Below are 19,518 nucleotides of genomic sequence, written 5' to 3' on the forward strand. Positions count from 1 at the left end.
CACAATAATTGCTGAATCAAAAAACAAAACAACAATTAGTTGTTGGTTGGTTAGAGAAAAAGGAATCGATTAATATACTATAAGAGAGGTAAATTGCAAAAAATCTAGCGCTTTTGGTGACCGTCTAGGAAACGATCGACGCAATAACTGATGTAATTGATGGTTTCTTGATCATTTTCATCAATGGTAATGCCCATGAGAACGCGCCATTCTAAATTTCGCAAAATTCCAAAATAAAATTGAGCCGAAAACAACGGGTTTTCACAATACAGCAAACCGTGTTGATGCGCTTGATTTAAAATTTCTGCAACGGTGTTCTGAATTTGTTTTGGGCCTTGCTCATGAATATAACGTGCTATTTCAGGATTACGTCCTGTTTGTTCTAAGACTAACCGCATAAATGCCGCATTTTCAGGCATCACGATATGCTGATGAAAGTCACTTAAAGTATTGATGAGATAAGCACGAATATCGGTGTCAGGGCTCACCGTAAATGGTAGGCAAATATCTTTGAAAAATAAGCAGCGACGATAGTCACAAATGGCCTTAAATAATCCGTCTTTATTACCAAAATATTTATAGATTGACGCTTTTGAACCACCCGCATGATTCACGATGTCATCTAATGAAACTGCATCAAACCCACGTTTTAAAAAAAGCTCCGTAGCACTTTCTAAAAGCGCAACACATCGTTCATGTCCGCGCCGCGTTTGTGGCTGGTCATGCGTTAAAGGTTCAATGTGTATTAAATCTTGCATAAAGTGATAATATTTAACAAAAAAAGAGCTGATTTGACGATAATTATAGCAAAAAATTCAGTACTTTTCTGCTTTGCTCATAAATAAGGGATCTTTGACTAAAGAATAACAACAGATAGGTGACAAGTGAAATATTTGACTAAAGTTTTAGAGTTAATATTCTACAAAGCCATAGAGTTGGAAAAAAATATGGATATACTCAAACTTCGAAAATTAAAGTAAATGCCGTGGAAAGGAATATGACACAACAAACGTCTGCAGGCTTAAGATTTAGACAAGCATTGGAAATCGAAAAACCATTACAAATCATTGGCACAGTAAATGCCTATGCAGCAATGATGGCAAAAGAAGTTGGCTATAAAGCCATATATTTATCTGGTGCAGGTGTTGCGAACTATTCATATGGTTTACCTGACTTAGGCATGACCAGTTTAGATAATGTTTTGGAAGATGTTCGTCGTATTACTGAACGTGTAGATACGCCATTACTTGTCGATATCGATACCGGTTGGGGCGGTGCATTTAATATTGCCCGCACTGTGAAGCAAATGATTGCTGCGGGTGCAGCAGCGGTTCATATCGAAGACCAAGTGGCACAAAAGCGTTGTGGTCACCGTCCGAACAAAGAAATTGTGACGCAGCAGGAAATGGTTGACCGTATTAAAGCGGCTGTTGATGCAAAAACCGATTCAAACTTTGTGGTGATGGCGCGTACAGATGCATTACAAAAAGAAGGTTTGCAAGCAGTGATCGACCGTGCATGTGCCTGTGTAGAAGCAGGTGCAGATGCGATCTTTGCTGAAGCAATGACTGATATTACCATGTACAAAACTGTCTGCGATGCTGTTGGTGTCCCTGTACTGGCAAACATTACAGAGTTTGGTGATACCCCTTACTACACCAAAGAAGAACTAGGCGAGCAGGGTATTGCAATGGTGCTTTACCCATTATCACCAACACGTGCAATGCAAAAAGCGGCACTAGAAGTAATGCATGCGATCCGCAATGAAGGTACACAAGTCAATGTACTGGATAAAATGCAACAACGAAAAGAACTCTATCAATTCCTCGATTATCACACTTTTGAAAACACCTTAGATAAATTGTTCACTGAAGGAAAATAAAAATGGCTGAAGGAAAAGTACTCACGGGCGCAGGACTGCGCGGACAAGTAGCTGGTAAAACTGCATTGTCAACTGTAGGCAAAAGTGGTGCGGGCTTAACCTATCGTGGTTATGACGTTCAAGACTTGGCAGAAAACTGTCAGTTTGAAGAAGTCGCGTACCTGATTTTCTTTGGTGAATTACCAACAACAGAACAGCTTGCAGCATACAAAGCCAAACTCAAATCATTGCGTCAATTACCGCAGGCGTTGAAAGAGGTGTTAGAACGCATTCCTGCTGACTCGCACCCAATGGATGTGATGCGTACAGGCGTTTCAATGCTTGGAAATTTAGAAACTGAAAAATCGTTTGAAGAGCAACAAGATGTTGCAGACCGTATTTTGGCAACACTACCGGCAATCATCTGCTATTGGTACCGTTTCAGCCATGATGGCGTACGTGTAGAAGAAAACACTGATGATGATTCAATCGGCGCACAATTCCTACATTTACTGCGTGGTGAAAAACCAAATGAATTGCATGAGCAAGTGATGAACGTGTCACTGATTCTATATGCAGAGCATGAATTTAATGCCTCTACATTCACAGCGCGTGTATGTGCATCAACATTGTCTGATATGCATTCTTGTATTACAGGTGCAATTGGTTCACTTCGTGGTCCATTACATGGCGGTGCAAACGAAGCTGCAATGGAAATGATTGAAAACTGGACGTCTCCAGAAGAAGCTGAGCGTGAAATGTTGGGTAAACTTGAGCGTAAAGAAAAGATCATGGGCTTTGGTCATGCGATTTACAAAGATAACGATCCACGTAATGGCATTATTAAGAAATGGTCTGAACGCCTAGCAAAAGACGTCGGTGATACTGTACTTTATCCTGTATCAGTGCGCTGTGAAGAAGTGATGTGGCGTGAGAAGAAATTATTCTGTAATGCTGATTTCTTCCATGCATCTGCATATCATTTCATGGGTATTGCAACTAAACTGTTTACGCCAATTTTCGTGATGTCGCGTGTAACAGGTTGGGCAGCACACGTGATGGAACAACGTGCGGACAATCGTATTATTCGCCCAAGTGCGGACTATACAGGTCCGGAATTACGTAAAGTTGTGCCAATTGCAGAGCGTTCTGCAGCATAATTTTAAGTGTAATAAAAAAGCCTCAAAAGAGGCTTTTTTATTATTTGTTATTTAATTTAACAATCTATTTGGTTAGTAAAACCGGATCTTCAACGCTATATCCTGTTTCAAATGGAATCCCTAGATATTTAACAGTCACTAAATAAAAGGGCTTTTGCATTACACGATAAGTTTTAGAGATTTTTAAACCTTCTTTATAGGTCTCAGCCTTTTGTACAGCGCTTTTATACTGAGAATTTTTAACACGATATTGATAGGTCCATTTATCAATGGTTTCATTCGGGTCATACCATGATTTTGCAGTGCCATTCATGGTTGTTAATAACTGTATTCGAGCATTATTGTTATTTACTGGTGTTAATTTGACTAAACGTTTTTTTATTTTCGCGATTTCTTTATCAAACTGGGTGCTGTCTTGATCGTAATCAATCCGTTTTGTCTTGGGATTAATATACAAAGACTTCACTGTAATTAATTGAGTCGGCTTTTGGCTATTTAATTGATAATAATATAATTGTGGTAAACGACCACGACCATCTTCAAAATGACGCATTAAATAGATTTTTTGGTCTTTTTTATCAAAACCTAAAACCTCAATGGTTTGAGGGCCGCCTACCGTCGCGAAAGCAGAGCAGGACAGTAGGGTGCTAATTGCGAATGCATTGAAATGACGTAGCTGCATTTTCTTGTCCTGATAAGTAAATTCCTCAATACAGTATGCGATGCAAAATGATATTTAATATGTAGATTATGTATGTTTTATTCTGCATTTAAGATGTCTAATATACTGTGAGCAACATTTTCAGTTAACTGATCTAAGCGTTCTAAAGCCGTACCCAAAATAAAATAATGATAATTATAGATACGACCATCATGTAAAATTGAAATATAAAATGTTCCTTCGGGTTTTTCTACGGTTGCACTGCCACCGGGTTTGAGTAATCCAGTGCAGGCCACCACGAAGTCCGCATGTAAAAATAGTTGTTGTCCTTGCTCAGCCATCGCTTGAGTCACTTCTGCGGATTCGGCCGTAAATTTTTCTATTAGTAAAGGATCTACTTTTAAAATTTCACGTTTGATCGATGGATCATAGCTCACTAGTCCACCTAATAAGATATCTGCACCACTATTCTTATAAATTGAAAATTGACTACATAAATAACCAGAGCTTGCACTCTCGATAAACGCGATGGTCATGGATTTTTGTTCTAAAGCATCGCAACACTGTTTAAGCACGTACTTACCCCAAAGTAGAATGGTGAATGATCATTAGTATTCTTAAAATTTTAGCATTGATTCCGCTCGCCTGTAATTTCACTAAAAGTCTAAGGTGGCACTGTGGGCGTTGAGGAATTCACAAAAATAGTGTGATTGTTTAGAAGCTGTACGAAAAGATGAAATAAAGGTTTCTTCGGAAGGGAAACGATGTTAAAACTTAAAATAAAGAGCGTAACAAAAGTAGGTTTATTTCAATGAAAACGACTGTTAAATATGTAGTATTAAAAAGCCTAGACTATCAATTGGGCACGCCACTTTTTCAAGAAGAATTAGACGCAGATAGCCTGTATTTTGATCAAATTCCGGCTGTAATTCAGTATCAAAATCATCAATTCAAAGTGAAAAGCAAAGAGTTAAAGCGTGTTTATTTGGCGGAAGAAAATGAAGACATGCAAACCATTATTGTGAAAGTACTTGCCGTTTAATTTCGATCAATTTGTAGTACTAAAAATACAGTTCTCATTGAGTTGGGAGCTGTTTTTTTTATATTTGACAGACTCAAATTTATATATAAATCTAGATTTAAAGGAGATATGTATTTTTAATGACCACTTGATCGTGTCGTCTTCGCTATTCGACTAACAGCTATTTAATCCCCCAGATATTATTTAGTATAATTTATCTGTTTTTTCATGGGGGGAAGAAATGATGGACTTATTTAAATTTCTAAAAAGCTTTAATACAACGGGCACTTATCTTTTAATTTCAACGATTTCGCTAGTATGTTTAGTTGTGTATTTCTATTTTATTAATCCAAAATGATCTAAGTTGGTTACCAACATCTTTGGCTTTAAATAAAAAGCTTAGTAAATAAAACTACATAATTAAATTTTTTATCAAAAATATTGATATAAATTTTTGAATAAATTTAAAATAGAGCTAATGGTTTTAATTCATTTGTGTATGGGTAAAGCCAAAACGATAACAAGGTTTTTCTATGCAAGATGTTATGAAAGAAGAAGCACCACGAGGGCGCTTTTATTTTGAATATGAGTTTATTGGACAAGTATTTAAATACGTCTTATTCTCAATTGAATAAATAAAGTTGTCGATTAAATATTCACTTTGTTTGAGTGAATCACGATGATCACCATTTTTAATTGGGTGAAATGCTATGGGTTTATTTTCCTTGCAGACTTTTTGGTAATAAGCATGGACACCCCGATAATCTACCAATTGATCTTGATCACCTTGTACTAACAGTAAAGGTACCTGAGGTGTCATAAATTCGATCGACTGTTTTTTTAAATAACGGGTCAATGGCGTTAAATCTACATTGGGTTTAAAAACAGTTTTTGGCGATACTTTTAGTTCATTTTGTAGTTCTGATAAGCAGCGATTGCGAGCTTGATTGAGGATTTTCTGCATTTCTGGGCTGACAAAATCTTTTGCTGAAAGTGTAGGCTCTGCAGCTTCAGCACCTAACAGAACTATAGGTAAAAATGCTGCAACGCTCGGATCAATATTAGACTGATTTGCAACATATTCAGCAATCCCTTCATATTTGTAACCGCCGGGTGCCAATGCAATTGCTCCGAGTAAATTGAGTTCAGGAGCATCCTTTTGTCCAAACGCTGCTACGGTTAGGGAAGCAGCGCCGCCCTGACTGTGGCCCATGACATACCAGTTTTTACTCAATTTGACTGATTTTAATTGATGCATCGCACGGACAGCATCCACGACAGTGTGTAACTGACTTTGAGCATTCATATAGGGGTGACTGCCTGGTGTGCCTAAACCTTGATAATCCGGCGCAACGACTGCATAGCCACGAGCAAGCCAAGCATTTAAAGCTTTGGCTGCAATTTGTTGGTATACGTGAACGGGTCCATCTGTATAATCACCTGAAGGTGCACAGGTATCAGCTACACCAGTTGTACCATGTGCCCATGCCAAAACTGGCCAGCCGCCTTTTGGGGCTTTACCTTTAGGTAATAGGATATATCCAGAAGCAACAATCGGTTCTGCATGAACACCTCGACTTCGATAAGTGATGGTATATCGTTTTGCTGCATTGCTAAAAAGATCAGGCGTTTGAGCTTGTATAGATAGTATTGTACCGGGTGTAAGGGCTGTTATATTGGCGATTTGACCTTCATTTATCTTGGAAGGTACTGGAGATGCAGTTGTGTATGTTGAAGCTAGACAAATACAGCTAGCAACCAATTTGAGAAAAAATGCTTAGTTTCCATTATGGGCACCGTCTTCATTTCAAAAGGTTAATTTCAAGTTTTCACGTTGTATAAATTATTCTATGAATCTTTAATATAGTGGCTAATCTGCATAAAATAAAGTTCAAAGTTGAACTTTATTTTTTATAAATCAATTGTTGTGAATGAATATGAATTTACGCATATACAATGCTTTTTGCTGGAAATATAATCTTTTATTATTTCCTTTAAAACGGCTTTGTTGCACAAATATTTAAAAATTAAAATCTCCCATACCTACTCATATTTAAATGACAACTTGGGTATGAGGGCGACCTAATCCTGTGAATTTATTTAAGACATCTACACGTGCATGAATCTCATTCACTTGACTATTAAAATTCCTTGAACAGAGTTTATCGCCTAGTAATTTAATGCAATGCATCTTGGTTCCAACCAGACTTCGCCGATGATAGCCTGACCATTTGTTCCAGGTGGAATCACTGCATACGCTTGCCGATCTGTAATGACCTGACGGCATCGTGTATAGACCTAATCAATTCGTTCATCTAAGGGATTTGAGCAAGTAAATCTTCCAATACCTGTGAATCACTGACATTATCTGCGGTAAGTTGTACAGCACGTATTTGAAGGGTTTCAGCATCGATAACAATATCAAGCTTAAGCCATTGGCGACGATATTCAGGTCCATGTTTCTTACGCTTCCATTCACCTTCACCTAAAAACTTTAGGCAAGTAGAGTCTACGAGTAGATGGAGACCATCACTACTTTTTTGATAGCCAATTGCAATATCGATATGCCTTTGTCATCTGCACAGTGTGGAATACGAATATCACTGATATTCGGGGCTGTCCTACTAATCCACAAAGCTTAATCAGACTTTGGACGAAGCCTGTGACCATTCGCAAAGACAATTTAAATAAAGATTTGATCATTAAGCAGCATTGAATAGCCCTATCGGAGTAAGTTTGATTTCGACCATATTTTGCTTGCGGATGAGTTTACCATTGAGTTTTGGGATCAAACCAAATGGAAATATTGCCTCGATTAATTAAGGCGCGGTTATATGTGGACCAATTGGTTGTGCGAAAGATTTTGGACGTAGGTTTGTTCATCTACGAATTATATTGCGGAATAAGACCTTACCGGTAGGTTTGTGCAACAAAGCCTTTTAAAACTACGAAACATTGGCTTTTTTACTTACACCTCATTGAACATCGAATGCTAATAGAAATCGCAACACGTTCATGTTCTGGTGTTCGCAAAGGCAAATTTGCAACGAAAGCCTAAAGTGTTGATCTATATGACCATGCCGAAGGAATGGGTTGTCGATTTCACAGATTTGAATTTGCTAATATCAAAATTGGATCCGTAACGGTCTGGTTAAAAGTTTCTTAGATTCTTAAATGAAATGCAACAGAGATAAAATTATTGGAAAGAAGCAAAATAAGCTAGCATATTGTTTCAGGATGTTAGATTACTTTAATTTTCTCATAATAACCGTTAGTTTGGGATTTCAACCTTAACAATTATGAGAAGAAAGTCATGAATAAAAATTTTGAATTACATGTTTTAAGCCAGATTTATGATTTTCTGATAGAGCGAACTGAACATTCACAGCAAGGTTTGCATAACAAGGTTCTGGAGTTTTTCAAAGAACTTAATTTAGGTAATGACAATGATTTTGAAATTGTTGATCCTAAAAAGATTGCGGGTAAATTTGGAGCAGTGAGTTTTATTCACTTAATCAATGTACCAAACTTTCATGATAAAGATAAATTTTTAAAATGGGCATACACGCAGTTGAATCGATAGTTTATATTAATTAGCTTTAAAGATATATTTTGAATACATATTTTGATTAAAGTGCTTTATAATTTACTGGCTCATATCAGCGCAAATGAATTGGGTGAAGCCCCACATGTATATGTGGGGGCTTTTTTCATTCAATTTATGGAAAGTGTGAATGATCGAATATTACAATCTATATCTGATTATTACCTTAATATGAGAGAAATTTATCACTTTTGTGCGTAATTGCAAAATAAAACAAGAACTTGATTCATATAGATCTAACAGTTGTATCCTCATATTTAAGGATTATTGGTTATATTGAATATGCTTGTTAATTAATCAATATTTACAGCAATTTCTAAACTGATAATTACTTAAAGGGAATATGAATGTCTAATTTAACAAACGGTACAGTGAAGTGGTTCAACGGTACAAAAGGTTTTGGATTTATTGCTTCCGATACTGGTGAAGAATTATTTGCACACTATAGTGAAGTACGAATCGATGGCTATAAAGTACTAGAGGAAGGTCAGCGTGTAATGTTTGAAATTACGAATGGTAAGAAAGGCAAGCAAGCCAGCAATATCCAAATTCTCTAAAAAATATTTACTCAACATATTATGTATTGCCCCGTCTTTCAAAGGCGGGTTTTTGTCATTAATTGCCATTAAGTTTTAATATTTAAATGCTTAATTTAAATGAAAACTTCATGATAAGAGCAATAAAAATGATCTTTACAAGACTACAAGTACTGATTGGCGGACTAATTATAAGTGTGTTGATTTCTTCTGTGTGGATTTACCATGAAAAGAAGAAACAACGACGGGAAGAAATTCAAAAAATCATCGTCGAAGCTAGAGCAGGATTAAGTCACGCTCAATAATAGGAGCTAAACTTGGAATACTTTAGACCATTCCCACCTTTAGAACTAATTGATCAGGCTGAGGAGGAGGACGCTATACGTCTAGCGCCAGCACAAGAATTATTGGCCTGGGTGAAAGATAATTATTTAAATGTAGGGATAACTTCATAATCTAGACAATCATTAATATATGAAAAACTTTATTTAAAGACTTTCTTATTATTTATCTCATCAATGATTTTCATAAATTTACACAGTAATCGTCATGCTTTGTTAGTGTAGAGTTTTAATAAATATATAGGCCTAAAGTATGAAAACGTTAGCCATTATAAGCGTGGTATTCGTATTGGGGCTGGTAGGTTGCCAGCAAAAAGACAGCAATGAAAATGAAGAGACGACAACACCTCATACATTAGATAAAGACTAACTTCCTCCAATGATTATTACAGCAGATATGAAAAAACCCTCATTAAGAGGGTTTTTTTAGGATTAGGATTTTAAGCTTCAATCCAATTATCTTTAACTTCTTGAGAGTCTTTAGTCAGTACAATTTTATTGTCTGTAATTTCACCAACCCATGAAACTGGAATTAAGTGGTGATGACCATCACCATGCTTAGTCAGTTTAATTTGATCCGAACCTTGCAAGTGGTCTACTTCACCAACTTTAGTCCCACATGAAGCAATTACATCTGCATGGCTCTTAATATTTTCAACATTAATAGTAGTCATTAGAATATTATCCTATTTCAATGTGAGTGAGCATTCAGCCTATAGTAAATAGACGCTGATATCAGGGATTGAAATAGAAGGGATACAAAGGGTCTTATATTCTTACGTTCTTGGCCAGATAAATTACATTGTATTATTTAGAAATAAGTCCCCAAGAATGGGACTTATTAAATAACTTATTTATGCTGAGTCTTAATGAGATCTGATAAATCAAAACCGATAGATTTTGCATAATCTAGGTATTCGTCAACTGTGGCTTGGTTGGGGTTAGCAGTTCTGCTGAGCACCCAAAGATATTTTTTATTTGGTGACCCAACTAATGCAGTTTGATAGTCATCATCAATTTTTAAAACCCAATAATCACCACGGCCTACTGGCAACCAACGAATTGCTTTTGGTAAAAAGCTCACTTTAAGTTTCGAGTTTGCTGGCGCGTTCTGAACATATGCTTCACCTATTGATTGGTTGAGTTTACCATCTGCGCTATAACAACTGTTATCAACTTTGACGTTACCATTTTCATTTAAAGAATATTTAGCAGTGACGTTGTAATCACATTTGTTCTGGAAATATAGCGGCTTACGTGCAATTTCATGCCATGTACCAAGATATTTATTTAAATCTACCTTTGATACCGCTTGGACTTCCGTAGTGTTTGCATTTGTAGTTGAGAGCATTGAACCAGCTATAAGTACTGCACCACCAGCTAAAAGGAGCTTACGGGTTTTTGAATTCATGTTATAAGCCTACTTTAATTTGAAAGTGAATTAATTACTATAAATTGCTTTTAAGCTCATTTTGTTTTTTTATGTATTAAGTATTTGATCTTTAATCATTGTTTAACTTTTCAAGTTTTATTAATCCTTTTACTACCATTTTTAACAGATAAATAATATTACTTATATAAGCCCAAAAACTAAGTGAAAAAATGCTTACATTAAGCAAAATTATAATTACTTTCTAAGAACTCACTTACTTCTAAAGCACTTCAAGAGAGTATTAAATAAGAAAATTAATTGACGAAATAAATAGTTTAGTAATGGTCTTAATTTGCTTTACTACTTAATATTGGATTATATATCTAAAAACATGATAACATGCTCAAACTCTAAACAACGGCTTTGAATGAGTCAGCTTTAAATTTTCAAACGAAAATGAAAATGCTAGCACTTTTCAATACAAGCCAGTTTCTTTCGCAAGTAGCGGATATCTCTTTGATCAATTTAGATCTGTCTTACAAATAAAACGGAATAGGGAAGGTATGTCTTCATTGAAACCGTCATGGTATTCCAATGTGAATCCAAATGTGTTTATTAGCACAGTTGTTATTATAGGCATTTTTATTGCCATTGTATTTTTAGCTCCCAATGCTTTTGATTTAATAACTAAACAACTGAATCAATGGGTTACAAACTCATTCAGTTGGTTCTATGTGCTATCTGTAGCCATTTTTCTAATAGTGCTTATTTATATTGCCTGTTCAAATATGGGTAAAATTAAACTTGGTTTAGACCATAGCCAGCCAAAGTTTAGTAATAGCTCTTGGTTCGCTATGCTATTTACAGCTGGTATGGGCATTGGCTTAATGTTCTTCGGTGTCGCGGAACCAGTGATGCACTATGTTTCACCTCCAACTGGTGAACCTGAAACTATCCAATCAGCTCAGCAAGCTATGCGTGTAACATTCTTCCATTGGGGACTTCATGCTTGGGCAATCTACACAATTGTTGGCTTGGCGTTAGCTTACTTTGCTTATAGACACAATCTACCTCTAAAAATTCGCTCTGCGTTATATCCTCTTATTGGAAAGAAAATTTATGGTCCAATTGGTGATGGTGTGGATACTTTTGCGACCATCGGTACAGTATTTGGTGTCGCAACGACTTTAGGTTTTGGTGTAACCCAAATTAACTCTGGCTTAAATTATTTATTCGGAATTGAATATTCAACGACGACGCAGCTTATTTTAATTGTCATTGTTACAGCTATGGCATCTTTATCTGTATTTATGGGCTTAGACAAGGGTATTAAACGATTATCAGAGATTAATCTGGGCCTAGCTTTAGTGCTGTTGCTATTTGTATTTTTTGCTAGTTCAAGCATTTTTATATTGCAAACGACTATCCAAAACACGGGGCAATACATTTCAAATTTGTTCAATATGACCTTTAATTTATATGCCTACCAGTCTGATGGTTGGATCGGTGGTTGGACCATTATGTACTGGGCATGGTGGATTTCATGGTCACCATTTGTAGGTATGTTCATTGCCCGTGTGTCTGAAGGCCGTACTATTCGTGAGTTTATTGTAGGTGTTTTACTTATTCCAACAGGCTTTACGCTGATCTGGATGGGAGTCATGGGGAATGCTGCACTCTATAGTATTTTAAATGAAGCGAACACCTCGCTGATTACTGCAGTGCAACGAGATTCATCCGTTGCGTTATTTGAATATTTAGGGACCTTGCCATTCTCAGGCATTATGAGTTTTGTTGCGACTATACTGGTTATGCTATTTTTTGTGACGTCGGCAGACTCAGGGGCTTTAGTTACAGACTATCTAACTGCAAAATCTGAAAACTCTCCAACTTGGCAGCGATTGTTTTGGACAACGTTAATGGCTGTACTTGCGATTGTTTTGTTGTTCGCTGGAGGTTTAGGTGCTTTGCAATCTGCAACAATGTTGAGTGCATTACCATTCACCTTCGTAATGCTTTTAATTTGCTGGGGCTTAGTCAAGGCTCTACATTTAGATGCAACCAAGATGCAAGCATTACAGGATGCGCGTATTACGCCTAGAGCAATTCATAATCCGAGAAGTTGGCAGCAACGTTTAGGATTGATTATGCATTATCCGCATACACGTAAAGAAGTTGAAGATTATATTGAAAAAACGGTAAGCCAGGCATTTTTAAATCTACAGAAAGAGTTTAAGCGTCGTCATTTAGATGTGACGGTAAACACGATAGATGATGGCTTGCAGCTACGTGTAAACCATCAAGATGAGATTAACTTTATTTACCAAGTGGTTGTTCAAGAAAAAAATACACCAAGTTTTATGACTGATTCAGATGAAATTACGCAAGATTACCAAGCTGAAGTGTTTTTGAGGGAAGGTGGTCAAAATTATGACATCATCGAATGGACGCAAGAAGATATTTTGCAAGATGTTATTGATCAATACGAACGTCATCTACATTTTTTAAATCTAGTTAGAACCAAGAACCAATAGATAAAAAACCGCCCAGAAGGGCGGTTTTTTTATTCATAGTTAAATTAGGCCGGTATAGAAGCAACCTTATCTTCACGGTCCCAATAACGGTGATTTTGTACCGCTGTTTTAAATTGATCACTGACATCTTTGAAACTTTGTGAAGTGAAAAGCGCAGCATCTTGAGTCAGACTAAGCTCTTTAATTAAAGCCTCTTTATCACCCAATAAAACTATAGGTTTAAGATGCTTAAATGTTTCCAATACATAATGTTTAGCTACACCATCATTTAAGAACTCATCTAAATTATCTCCATCAACAACAACGACAGCATCGTAGGTAACTGAAGGTTCGCCATTTTGACGTCCATTAACTGCAATTTCTTTACCATCGTTAGATTTAACTGGCGCTGCATTAGGGGCTAAAACTTCAACTACAGCACTTTCTGATTCGCCCCAAGTCTTGATTGCATCGATAGATGAAGCATTTGCACCGTTGTGTACCAGTAGTGCAATTTTACGTTGCTTAATATCAGATGCAGGGTATGCCAATGTACTTAAGTGATCAGATTTAGCGACGGCAGCTTTCTTAACCGATTTACTTTGCTTAGTCGGAGCATCTAACCCCAATTCTTTTGCTACAAATTGAGCTAAATCCAAGTCAATATTTGCAAGCACCTCATTTACGACCCGTTCCCTAATTTCAACAGCTTTCACTTTTGAAAGTTCAAATGCATAGGCATCCTTTATATGTTGCTGTTCGTGCTTAGCAAGACTTTGGTAATGCATGGTCGCTTGCGAGAAATGATCTGCGAAGCTTTCTGGTCGGATTCTTAACTTGCTGCCTTGGATTTCTTCAGGATGGGTCCGAAATGCATGCGGATCATTATTAGATTCTCTAGGCCAATTTTCATCTACAGAGTTAGGCTCATAATTCGCTTTACCTTTATAAACTTCATGGTTTGCATAGCCGCCACGTCGATTAGTATGGAAGGGGCAGACTGGTTTATTAATTGGAATTTGATTAAAGTTTGCAGTACCTAAACGGTGCAAATGGGTATCTGTATAGCTGAACAAACGACCTTGTAATAAAGGGTCATTACTAAAATCAATTCCTGAAACAATATTGGCTGGACTGAAAGCAACTTGCTCTGTTTCAGCAAAGAAATCATCTGTATTTCGATTTAGAGTAAATTTACCTAGTGGAGTAATAGGTACGAGCTCTTCAGGTACCAATTTTGTAGCATCTAAAACATCAAAGTCCCATTGAGCCGCTTCTTCTTCAGTAAAGATCTGTGCCCCTAATTCCCACTCAGGATAATTGCCACGTTCAATGGCATCCCATAGATCGCGACGATGGAAGTCGGGATCTTTACCATTAAGCTTTAAGGCCTCATCCCAAACGACTTGGGCAACACCTTGTTTCGGTGTCCAGTGGAATTTAACCAAATGCGCCTGATTATCTTTGTTAATTAATCTGAAGGTATGTACACCAAAACCTTGAATCGATCGTAAATTCCGTGGGATAGCACGATCTGACATCACCCAGGTTGTCATATGAGAGGCTTCGGTATTTAAAGAAATAAAATCCCAAAAAGTATCATGCGCAGATTGACCGGTTGGAACTTCATTCGGATCTTCAGGCTTTACAGCGTGGACAAAGTCAGGGAACTTGATTGCGTCCTGAATAAAAAATACAGGAATGTTATTACCGACTAAATCGTAGTTTCCATCTTCGGTATAAAACTTAATGGAAAACCCGCGTACATCACGGACTACATCAGCTGATCCGCGTCCGCCTTGCACTGTAGAAATTCTGACAAAGATTGGTGTTGGATTTTGAGTATTAGTCAAAAATTTAGCCTTAGTCCATTTTTCGTTGCCTTCATAAGCTTCAAAATAACCATGCGCTCCAACACCACGAGCATGCACTACACGCTCAGGGATACGTTCACGGTCAAAGTGAATTAACTTATCTCGTAAGAGAAAATCTTCTAACAGAGTAGGACCAGTCTGATTTATTTTTAAACTGTTTTGATTGTCAGCTACAGGTACACCCAAAGATGAGGTCAGTGTTTTACCTTTAGGGTCTACATATGCCTCTTTTTCAAACTGATCAATTTTAGGATTATTTGATTTTTTCATGAGCTACATCCCTTTGTCTGATGTTATTTAGTACATGTGCTAGATAAGGTTTTGCTATTGCATAAAGCTAATATAGACAATAAAGATGCTTGGCAAAATTAGAGTAAAAAATTGTCTATTTTATGTTCAATCTGATGGTTGATTGGAGCTACTTTCACAATAAAAAGCAGATTCAGCCCAGCGGTCACATTTGCAGCGGGGGCACTGAGCATTTAGAGAACTAATAAATTGTGTTTGACCACACAGCATGCACGAATAGTATTTTTTGGAATCAAAACGCTGTGCTTTTTGGTAGTGATCAGGAAAAATTGGTAGTCCCCATTTAATATTATCCTTGGCATAAGGGATTACACTTAGACACCCATCTGTTTCAAGTAAGGCTGATTTGACTTGCCCTAAGTGTTCTATTTTGTTTTGCCTTAACTCAGCAAAAAATTCGTCATATGAATACTTTTCCTGTTTGATATCTTCAACAATCAATAAGCCATCTTTGACGATATACATTGGCCTACCTTCTAACATGGTTTCAAATGAATCTGATTTCATGATGAGGTAAGTAGTTAATCTATATAGAAGAATAATGACTGCAAACACAATGAGTGCTTGAATGATGGGGATATCATCATTAAACATGGGATCGCCAGCTGCAGAACCCAAACTTAAGATAATTGCTAACTCAAATACTGAAAGTTGCCTGACACCTCTTTTCCCTGAAAATCTTAAAAAAATAATAATTAAGATAAACATAATGATGCATCGGAAAATAATTTCCAATGCAAAGTTAAAAGAGGTGTCATGCAGAATTATTTTTATGAAGTCCATATTTGATACAATTTATTAATTCTAGTTTTACATACATACAGGGTTAAATTTTATCCCAAGCATCCTTAATCGCATGCTTAGCATGTTCCCATTTCAAGCGAGAATCTGCTTTAAACTCTTCCCATTTGGTTTGTAAATCCGGCTCAGAATCTTCGAAACGCGCATTTTCACCGTATAAATGACGTTCGCGCTCACCAAGCTCATAAGCTGACCTTAGATCACGGTCATAATCTATATCTGGCACTTCGCGTTGCAGATCCCCATAGTACGGTCTATTGGAGTAATCCGTGCGCCAGTCATGATGTATTGGATGTTCATTTTGATGGTCGTTCATAGTAATAACTCCGATAAATTATTTAATAAATTGCAAAAGTAGTGATCCCTGAGCTACTTCTGCAAATAAAAATTAATGTTGTTACTTTGACTATTGGTCTTGCTGATCATTCTGCTGACGCTGTTGATCAGATTGCTGATTTTGTTGGGGTTGCTGCTGCTGTTGCTGACCATTCTGCTGGCGCTGCTGATCAGATTGTTGATTTTGTTGATGTTGGGGTTGCTGCTGTTGTTGCTGATCATTCTGCTGACGTTGTTGATCAGACTGTTGGTTTTGTTGATGTTGGGGTTGCTGCTGTTGTTGCTGACCATTTTGCTGACGTTGTTGATCAGACTGCTGGTTTTGTTGATGTTGGGGTTGCTGCTGTTGTTGCTGACCATTCTGCTGGCGCTGCTGATCAGATTGTTGATTTTGTTGATGTTGGGGTTGCTGCTGTTGTTGCTGACCATTCTGCTGGCGCTGCTGATCAGATTGTTGATTTTGTTGATGTTGGGGTTGCTGCTGTTGTTGCTGACCATTTTGCTGACGCTGTTGATCAGATTGCTGATTTTGTTGATGCAGCGGCTTTTGAGTGTTGTTGTTCTCTTGATCTTGGTTATAAATAGACATAATACTGTTCCTTCAAAGATTAATTAGATAATCTACTCAATTACAGTAGATCATTTATTAGTAACATGAATATTATAAATTTAAATATTTAAGATGTTACATAATCTGTATTAGGTTTCATTGTGTTTAAAGATTATGTATTTGGTGCTGTTTTATATGGATAAATAAATAATTTTTAATTACATGAAGCTAACAATAATATTTTTTTAATATTTTTGAGAGTGATTTTAGAATAGCTTTATATAGAGTATTTAATTTTGTATTAGGTTTTCCTTTAGTTTTAATTCTGAAGTTATAGTATTTTTTTTTAAAGAACATGCAATAGAAAAAAGTACCTACTGGTTTATATTTGTTTTCAGATCCTCCACGCTTTAAAAGCCCAGTGCAAGATATATAAATATCTGATTTAAAAAGTTTTTTACCATTCACTATCATTTGTGTGGTGACTTCTTGGGATTCCGCTGTATATTTGTTTATAAGTGATTGTTTTATATTTAAAATACGCTTCTTGAATAGTAAGTCATAACTTACAACAGAGCCATCAAGAAGTATCCCAGAGTTTTTATCCTGTGAAATTCTATATGCTAAATAACCTGCACTCGCACTTTCAAATAGCGTTATTGATAGGGATTTTTTAGAAATAAAGTCAAAAATTGATTTCATATAAATTATCCTAGGAATATTTTATATTATAATCATAATTGATATTTAAATATGAATATGTGAATTAAGTCACATCAAAAAAATGTTACTTTTTAAAAACTTGTTAAAAAATTATGCTAAAGGTGTGTTTTATATATTAAAATTTTTAAAATATTACATTGCGTTAAATTTTATTAAAAAAAATTAACAAATACTACTTATTTTCTGAACTATGGTTAAGAAGAATCATTTACCGCGTGAGAATTATAATGCCTACAGCAGTAAAAGAAAGAATCTTAAATTTAATAACCAAAGATCATCAGAAATATTTCGAAATTGTTGAGTTCTTCTTAGATGCTTCAATACCTAATTCTGCCAAAGAATTAAAGGCATTTAAGGTTTTAGAGAATGAAATTATAACTCTCGAACACATTGATGAGATGCCAAATGAGATAGACCATCTTATCGATTGGATTCATCATAATAACCGTACACAGTGTGAATATTATAAAGAATACCTAGATAGAAGAAAGCAAGGTGGAGGAAGAGAGTATTTTTCATCAGTTAGTAAAGCTTATGAGTTTTTATACAAGGTTGCACCCACAAAAAAAGTGGATGGTTCATGGCTATATAGCTTTACTCAGTATTGGAATGATCCAGTATTTAGAGATTTTATTCAGATATATTTAGAGGAACTTGGTCTCGGTTCAGAAAAAGCCAATCACGTGAGAATGTACGACAACCTACTACTGGCACATGGTTTGAATCAACTATCTTTAAACTTATCTGATGCCTATTACCATCAGGCAGCAATACAGCTTGCGCTTGCATATGCACCTTCAGAGTTTATACCAGAGATAGCAGGTTTTAATTTAGGCTATGAACAACTTCCTTTACATTTGCTAATTAGCAATTACGAGTTAAAAGAACTTGGAATTGATGCACACTATTTTAATGTTCATATCACGATAGATAATTTTGATAATGGGCATGCGCAGCTTGCGACCAATGCCATTAAAAAACTTTCTACAAGGTACAGATCTAAAGAAGAGTTCATTCGTAAACTCAAAATCGGCTATCTCCTAAATAATAAAGGAATGAGTTCAGTTCAGATAATTAAAAATTTAAGCACCGAAAAAATGGTCCTAGAAATATTTAAGAAAAAGGCGATCGTTGGTAAACACATGCATAGCAATAAGTGCATGTTTAATAATAAAACAACGAATGAATGGCTGTCTGAAGATGATAGTGTTGAAGAGTTTATTTTTGAGCTTGTACGTATGGGCTGGATAAAATTGAATCGACCACCTGAAGAGAGTAGATTTTGGCAGATGATTCACGACGAAGATGGTAAAATGTTTGGAGTGTTTAATGCTGTTGAAAAAACTTTTATTTATGATTGGATTGCTGGTAAATCTATAGATCCTAAGCAAAATCAAGTGAATAATGAGTTTGTGAAAAACTTCCTAGAGACCAATTCATTTAATTATTTAGCCAACCATGAAATGGCTGAGCTTAAGAAACAATTTGATGGAAGTACGAATACAGGATATAAGATCAACAAACTTTTAAAGTATTTAGCACCTCATATGCATCATCAAGAAATTGGTTTATGGAGTACCCAGCGTATCGTAGAGAGTTTATTTCCATCTCTAGCCCGCCAATAAAATAAATACTCCAAAAGATTTATAACTTTCATCGTCAAAAATAACCGCCTTCGGGCGGTTTTTCTTTTATGCGAAAAACAGTGATAAAATAGTGAAAATTAATGAGTTTTTAAAGCAGTCTACAAAAAATATTTTTTTGCAATTTGTAGACTCATTTGTAGACTGTTGAGCTACAAATACAGCCAAATGAGTGCAATCTTATATAACCATTAACTTATTTAAGTGTTTGAA

18 protein-coding genes and 1 pseudogene are annotated in these 19,518 nt (G+C 36.1%); 7 read left to right on the forward strand and 12 right to left on the reverse strand.

The genetic code is table 11. The annotated features are described in order from the left end of the window. Positions 1-104: 104 nt before the first annotated feature. Entirely contained in the window at positions 105-758 is a 654-nt protein-coding gene (locus FTT99_RS03735) for a TetR/AcrR family transcriptional regulator (RefSeq protein WP_078188637.1), read from the reverse strand. Positions 759-997: 239 nt separating this feature from the next. Here FTT99_RS03735 and prpB point away from each other — a divergent pair, with 239 nt between their 5' ends. Beyond that, a complete protein-coding gene (gene prpB, locus FTT99_RS03740) occupies positions 998-1,882 on the forward strand; it encodes a methylisocitrate lyase (protein ID WP_180023756.1) in 885 nt (294 codons plus the stop codon). A gap of 2 nt (positions 1,883-1,884) precedes the next feature. After that, positions 1,885-3,021: a 2-methylcitrate synthase gene (gene prpC, locus FTT99_RS03745; RefSeq protein WP_180130219.1), complete on the forward strand. Its 1,137-nt coding sequence runs from the start codon at positions 1,885-1,887 to the stop codon at positions 3,019-3,021. Between the two features lie 64 nt (positions 3,022-3,085). Here the strand turns inward: prpC and FTT99_RS03750 are convergent, their stop codons facing one another. Further along, positions 3,086-3,703 (reverse strand): aminotransferase, encoded by a 618-nt coding sequence (locus FTT99_RS03750; RefSeq protein ID WP_180155570.1) that lies wholly within the window; start codon positions 3,701-3,703, stop codon positions 3,086-3,088. A 77-nt stretch (positions 3,704-3,780) separates the two neighbouring features. Then, a complete protein-coding gene (locus tag FTT99_RS03755) occupies positions 3,781-4,257 on the reverse strand; it encodes a CinA family protein (RefSeq protein ID WP_180130223.1) in 477 nt (158 codons plus the stop codon). A gap of 236 nt (positions 4,258-4,493) precedes the next feature. Between FTT99_RS03755 and FTT99_RS03760 the strand changes: the two genes are divergently transcribed. Next, on the forward strand, positions 4,494-4,724 hold the full coding sequence (locus tag FTT99_RS03760; RefSeq protein ID WP_078190858.1) for a hypothetical protein: 231 nt from the start codon (positions 4,494-4,496) through the stop codon (positions 4,722-4,724). A gap of 553 nt (positions 4,725-5,277) precedes the next feature. Here the strand turns inward: FTT99_RS03760 and FTT99_RS03765 are convergent. Next, on the reverse strand, positions 5,278-6,465 hold the full coding sequence (locus FTT99_RS03765; RefSeq protein WP_180161237.1) for an alpha/beta fold hydrolase: 1,188 nt from the start codon (positions 6,463-6,465) through the stop codon (positions 5,278-5,280). 291 nt (positions 6,466-6,756) lie between these two features. After that, a pseudogene (locus FTT99_RS03770) lies at positions 6,757-7,586 on the reverse strand (IS5 family transposase). Between the two features lie 430 nt (positions 7,587-8,016). Between FTT99_RS03770 and FTT99_RS03775 the strand changes: the two are divergent. Beyond that, entirely contained in the window at positions 8,017-8,286 is a 270-nt protein-coding gene (locus FTT99_RS03775; protein ID WP_078193453.1) for a hypothetical protein, read from the forward strand. Between the two features lie 368 nt (positions 8,287-8,654). Then, positions 8,655-8,864, forward strand: coding sequence for a cold-shock protein (locus FTT99_RS03780; RefSeq protein ID WP_111883687.1), 210 nt, complete (start codon positions 8,655-8,657; stop codon positions 8,862-8,864). Positions 8,865-9,624: 760 nt separating this feature from the next. Here FTT99_RS03780 and FTT99_RS03785 read toward each other — a convergent pair. Then, positions 9,625-9,858 carry a DUF2171 domain-containing protein gene (locus FTT99_RS03785; RefSeq protein ID WP_078193451.1) on the reverse strand — a complete coding sequence of 78 codons (234 nt, stop codon included), beginning with the start codon at positions 9,856-9,858 and terminating at the stop codon, positions 9,625-9,627. Between the two features lie 176 nt (positions 9,859-10,034). Beyond that, a complete protein-coding gene (locus FTT99_RS03790) occupies positions 10,035-10,595 on the reverse strand; it encodes a lipocalin family protein (RefSeq protein WP_180161239.1) in 561 nt (186 codons plus the stop codon). A gap of 524 nt (positions 10,596-11,119) precedes the next feature. On the opposite strand from FTT99_RS03790, the gene FTT99_RS03795 reads away from it, so the two are divergent. After that, the gene (locus tag FTT99_RS03795; RefSeq protein ID WP_180132024.1) at positions 11,120-13,090 is read left to right on the forward strand and encodes a choline BCCT transporter BetT; all 1,971 of its coding nucleotides are present in this window, start codon (positions 11,120-11,122) and stop codon (positions 13,088-13,090) included. 44 nt (positions 13,091-13,134) lie between these two features. Here the strand turns inward: FTT99_RS03795 and FTT99_RS03800 are convergent, their stop codons facing one another. From FTT99_RS03800 to FTT99_RS03820, 5 genes are all read right to left on the reverse strand, one after another. Next, complete coding sequence (locus tag FTT99_RS03800; RefSeq protein ID WP_180161242.1) at positions 13,135-15,213, reverse strand: catalase; 2,079 nt, start codon at positions 15,211-15,213, stop codon at positions 13,135-13,137. 126 nt (positions 15,214-15,339) lie between these two features. Beyond that, positions 15,340-16,035, reverse strand: coding sequence for a DUF421 domain-containing protein (locus FTT99_RS03805; RefSeq protein ID WP_078193447.1), 696 nt, complete (start codon positions 16,033-16,035; stop codon positions 15,340-15,342). A gap of 43 nt (positions 16,036-16,078) precedes the next feature. After that, positions 16,079-16,375, reverse strand: a complete 297-nt coding sequence (locus tag FTT99_RS03810; RefSeq protein WP_078193446.1) for a hypothetical protein — start codon at positions 16,373-16,375, stop codon at positions 16,079-16,081. Positions 16,376-16,459: 84 nt separating this feature from the next. Continuing rightward, a complete protein-coding gene (locus FTT99_RS03815) occupies positions 16,460-16,978 on the reverse strand; it encodes a hypothetical protein (RefSeq protein WP_180161245.1) in 519 nt (172 codons plus the stop codon). A 189-nt stretch (positions 16,979-17,167) separates the two neighbouring features. Continuing rightward, positions 17,168-17,641: a CinA family protein gene (locus FTT99_RS03820; RefSeq protein WP_180161247.1), complete on the reverse strand. Its 474-nt coding sequence runs from the start codon at positions 17,639-17,641 to the stop codon at positions 17,168-17,170. Positions 17,642-17,889: 248 nt separating this feature from the next. Between FTT99_RS03820 and FTT99_RS03825 the strand changes: the two genes are divergently transcribed. Next, positions 17,890-19,287, forward strand: a complete 1,398-nt coding sequence (locus tag FTT99_RS03825; protein ID WP_180132029.1) for an iron-containing redox enzyme family protein — start codon at positions 17,890-17,892, stop codon at positions 19,285-19,287. Positions 19,288-19,518 lie beyond the last annotated feature (231 nt).

The organism is Acinetobacter sp. YH12040, from assembly GCF_013420005.1.
GTDB classification, from domain to species: domain Bacteria; phylum Pseudomonadota; class Gammaproteobacteria; order Pseudomonadales; family Moraxellaceae; genus Acinetobacter; species Acinetobacter amyesii.

Bases quoted from the DNA above. Each gene is read 5' to 3' on its own strand.
- FTT99_RS03775 (WP_078193453.1), top strand. From the start codon at position 8,017: ATGAATAAAAATTTTGAATTACATGTTTTAAGCCAGATTTATGATTTT.
- FTT99_RS03800 (WP_180161242.1), bottom strand. From the start codon at position 15,213: ATGAAAAAATCAAATAATCCTAAAATTGATCAGTTTGAAAAAGAGGCA.
- FTT99_RS03760 (WP_078190858.1), top strand. From the start codon at position 4,494: ATGAAAACGACTGTTAAATATGTAGTATTAAAAAGCCTAGACTATCAA.
- prpB (WP_180023756.1), top strand. From the start codon at position 998: ATGACACAACAAACGTCTGCAGGCTTAAGATTTAGACAAGCATTGGAA.
- FTT99_RS03805 (WP_078193447.1), bottom strand. From the start codon at position 16,035: ATGGACTTCATAAAAATAATTCTGCATGACACCTCTTTTAACTTTGCA.
- FTT99_RS03825 (WP_180132029.1), top strand. From the start codon at position 17,890: ATGCCTACAGCAGTAAAAGAAAGAATCTTAAATTTAATAACCAAAGAT.
- FTT99_RS03750 (WP_180155570.1), bottom strand. From the start codon at position 3,703: ATGCAGCTACGTCATTTCAATGCATTCGCAATTAGCACCCTACTGTCC.
- prpC (WP_180130219.1), top strand. From the start codon at position 1,885: ATGGCTGAAGGAAAAGTACTCACGGGCGCAGGACTGCGCGGACAAGTA.
- FTT99_RS03780 (WP_111883687.1), top strand. From the start codon at position 8,655: ATGTCTAATTTAACAAACGGTACAGTGAAGTGGTTCAACGGTACAAAA.
- FTT99_RS03820 (WP_180161247.1), bottom strand. From the start codon at position 17,641: ATGAAATCAATTTTTGACTTTATTTCTAAAAAATCCCTATCAATAACG.
- FTT99_RS03795 (WP_180132024.1), top strand. From the start codon at position 11,120: ATGTCTTCATTGAAACCGTCATGGTATTCCAATGTGAATCCAAATGTG.
- FTT99_RS03815 (WP_180161245.1), bottom strand. From the start codon at position 16,978: ATGTCTATTTATAACCAAGATCAAGAGAACAACAACACTCAAAAGCCG.
- FTT99_RS03785 (WP_078193451.1), bottom strand. From the start codon at position 9,858: ATGACTACTATTAATGTTGAAAATATTAAGAGCCATGCAGATGTAATT.
- FTT99_RS03735 (WP_078188637.1), bottom strand. From the start codon at position 758: ATGCAAGATTTAATACACATTGAACCTTTAACGCATGACCAGCCACAA.
- FTT99_RS03790 (WP_180161239.1), bottom strand. From the start codon at position 10,595: ATGAATTCAAAAACCCGTAAGCTCCTTTTAGCTGGTGGTGCAGTACTT.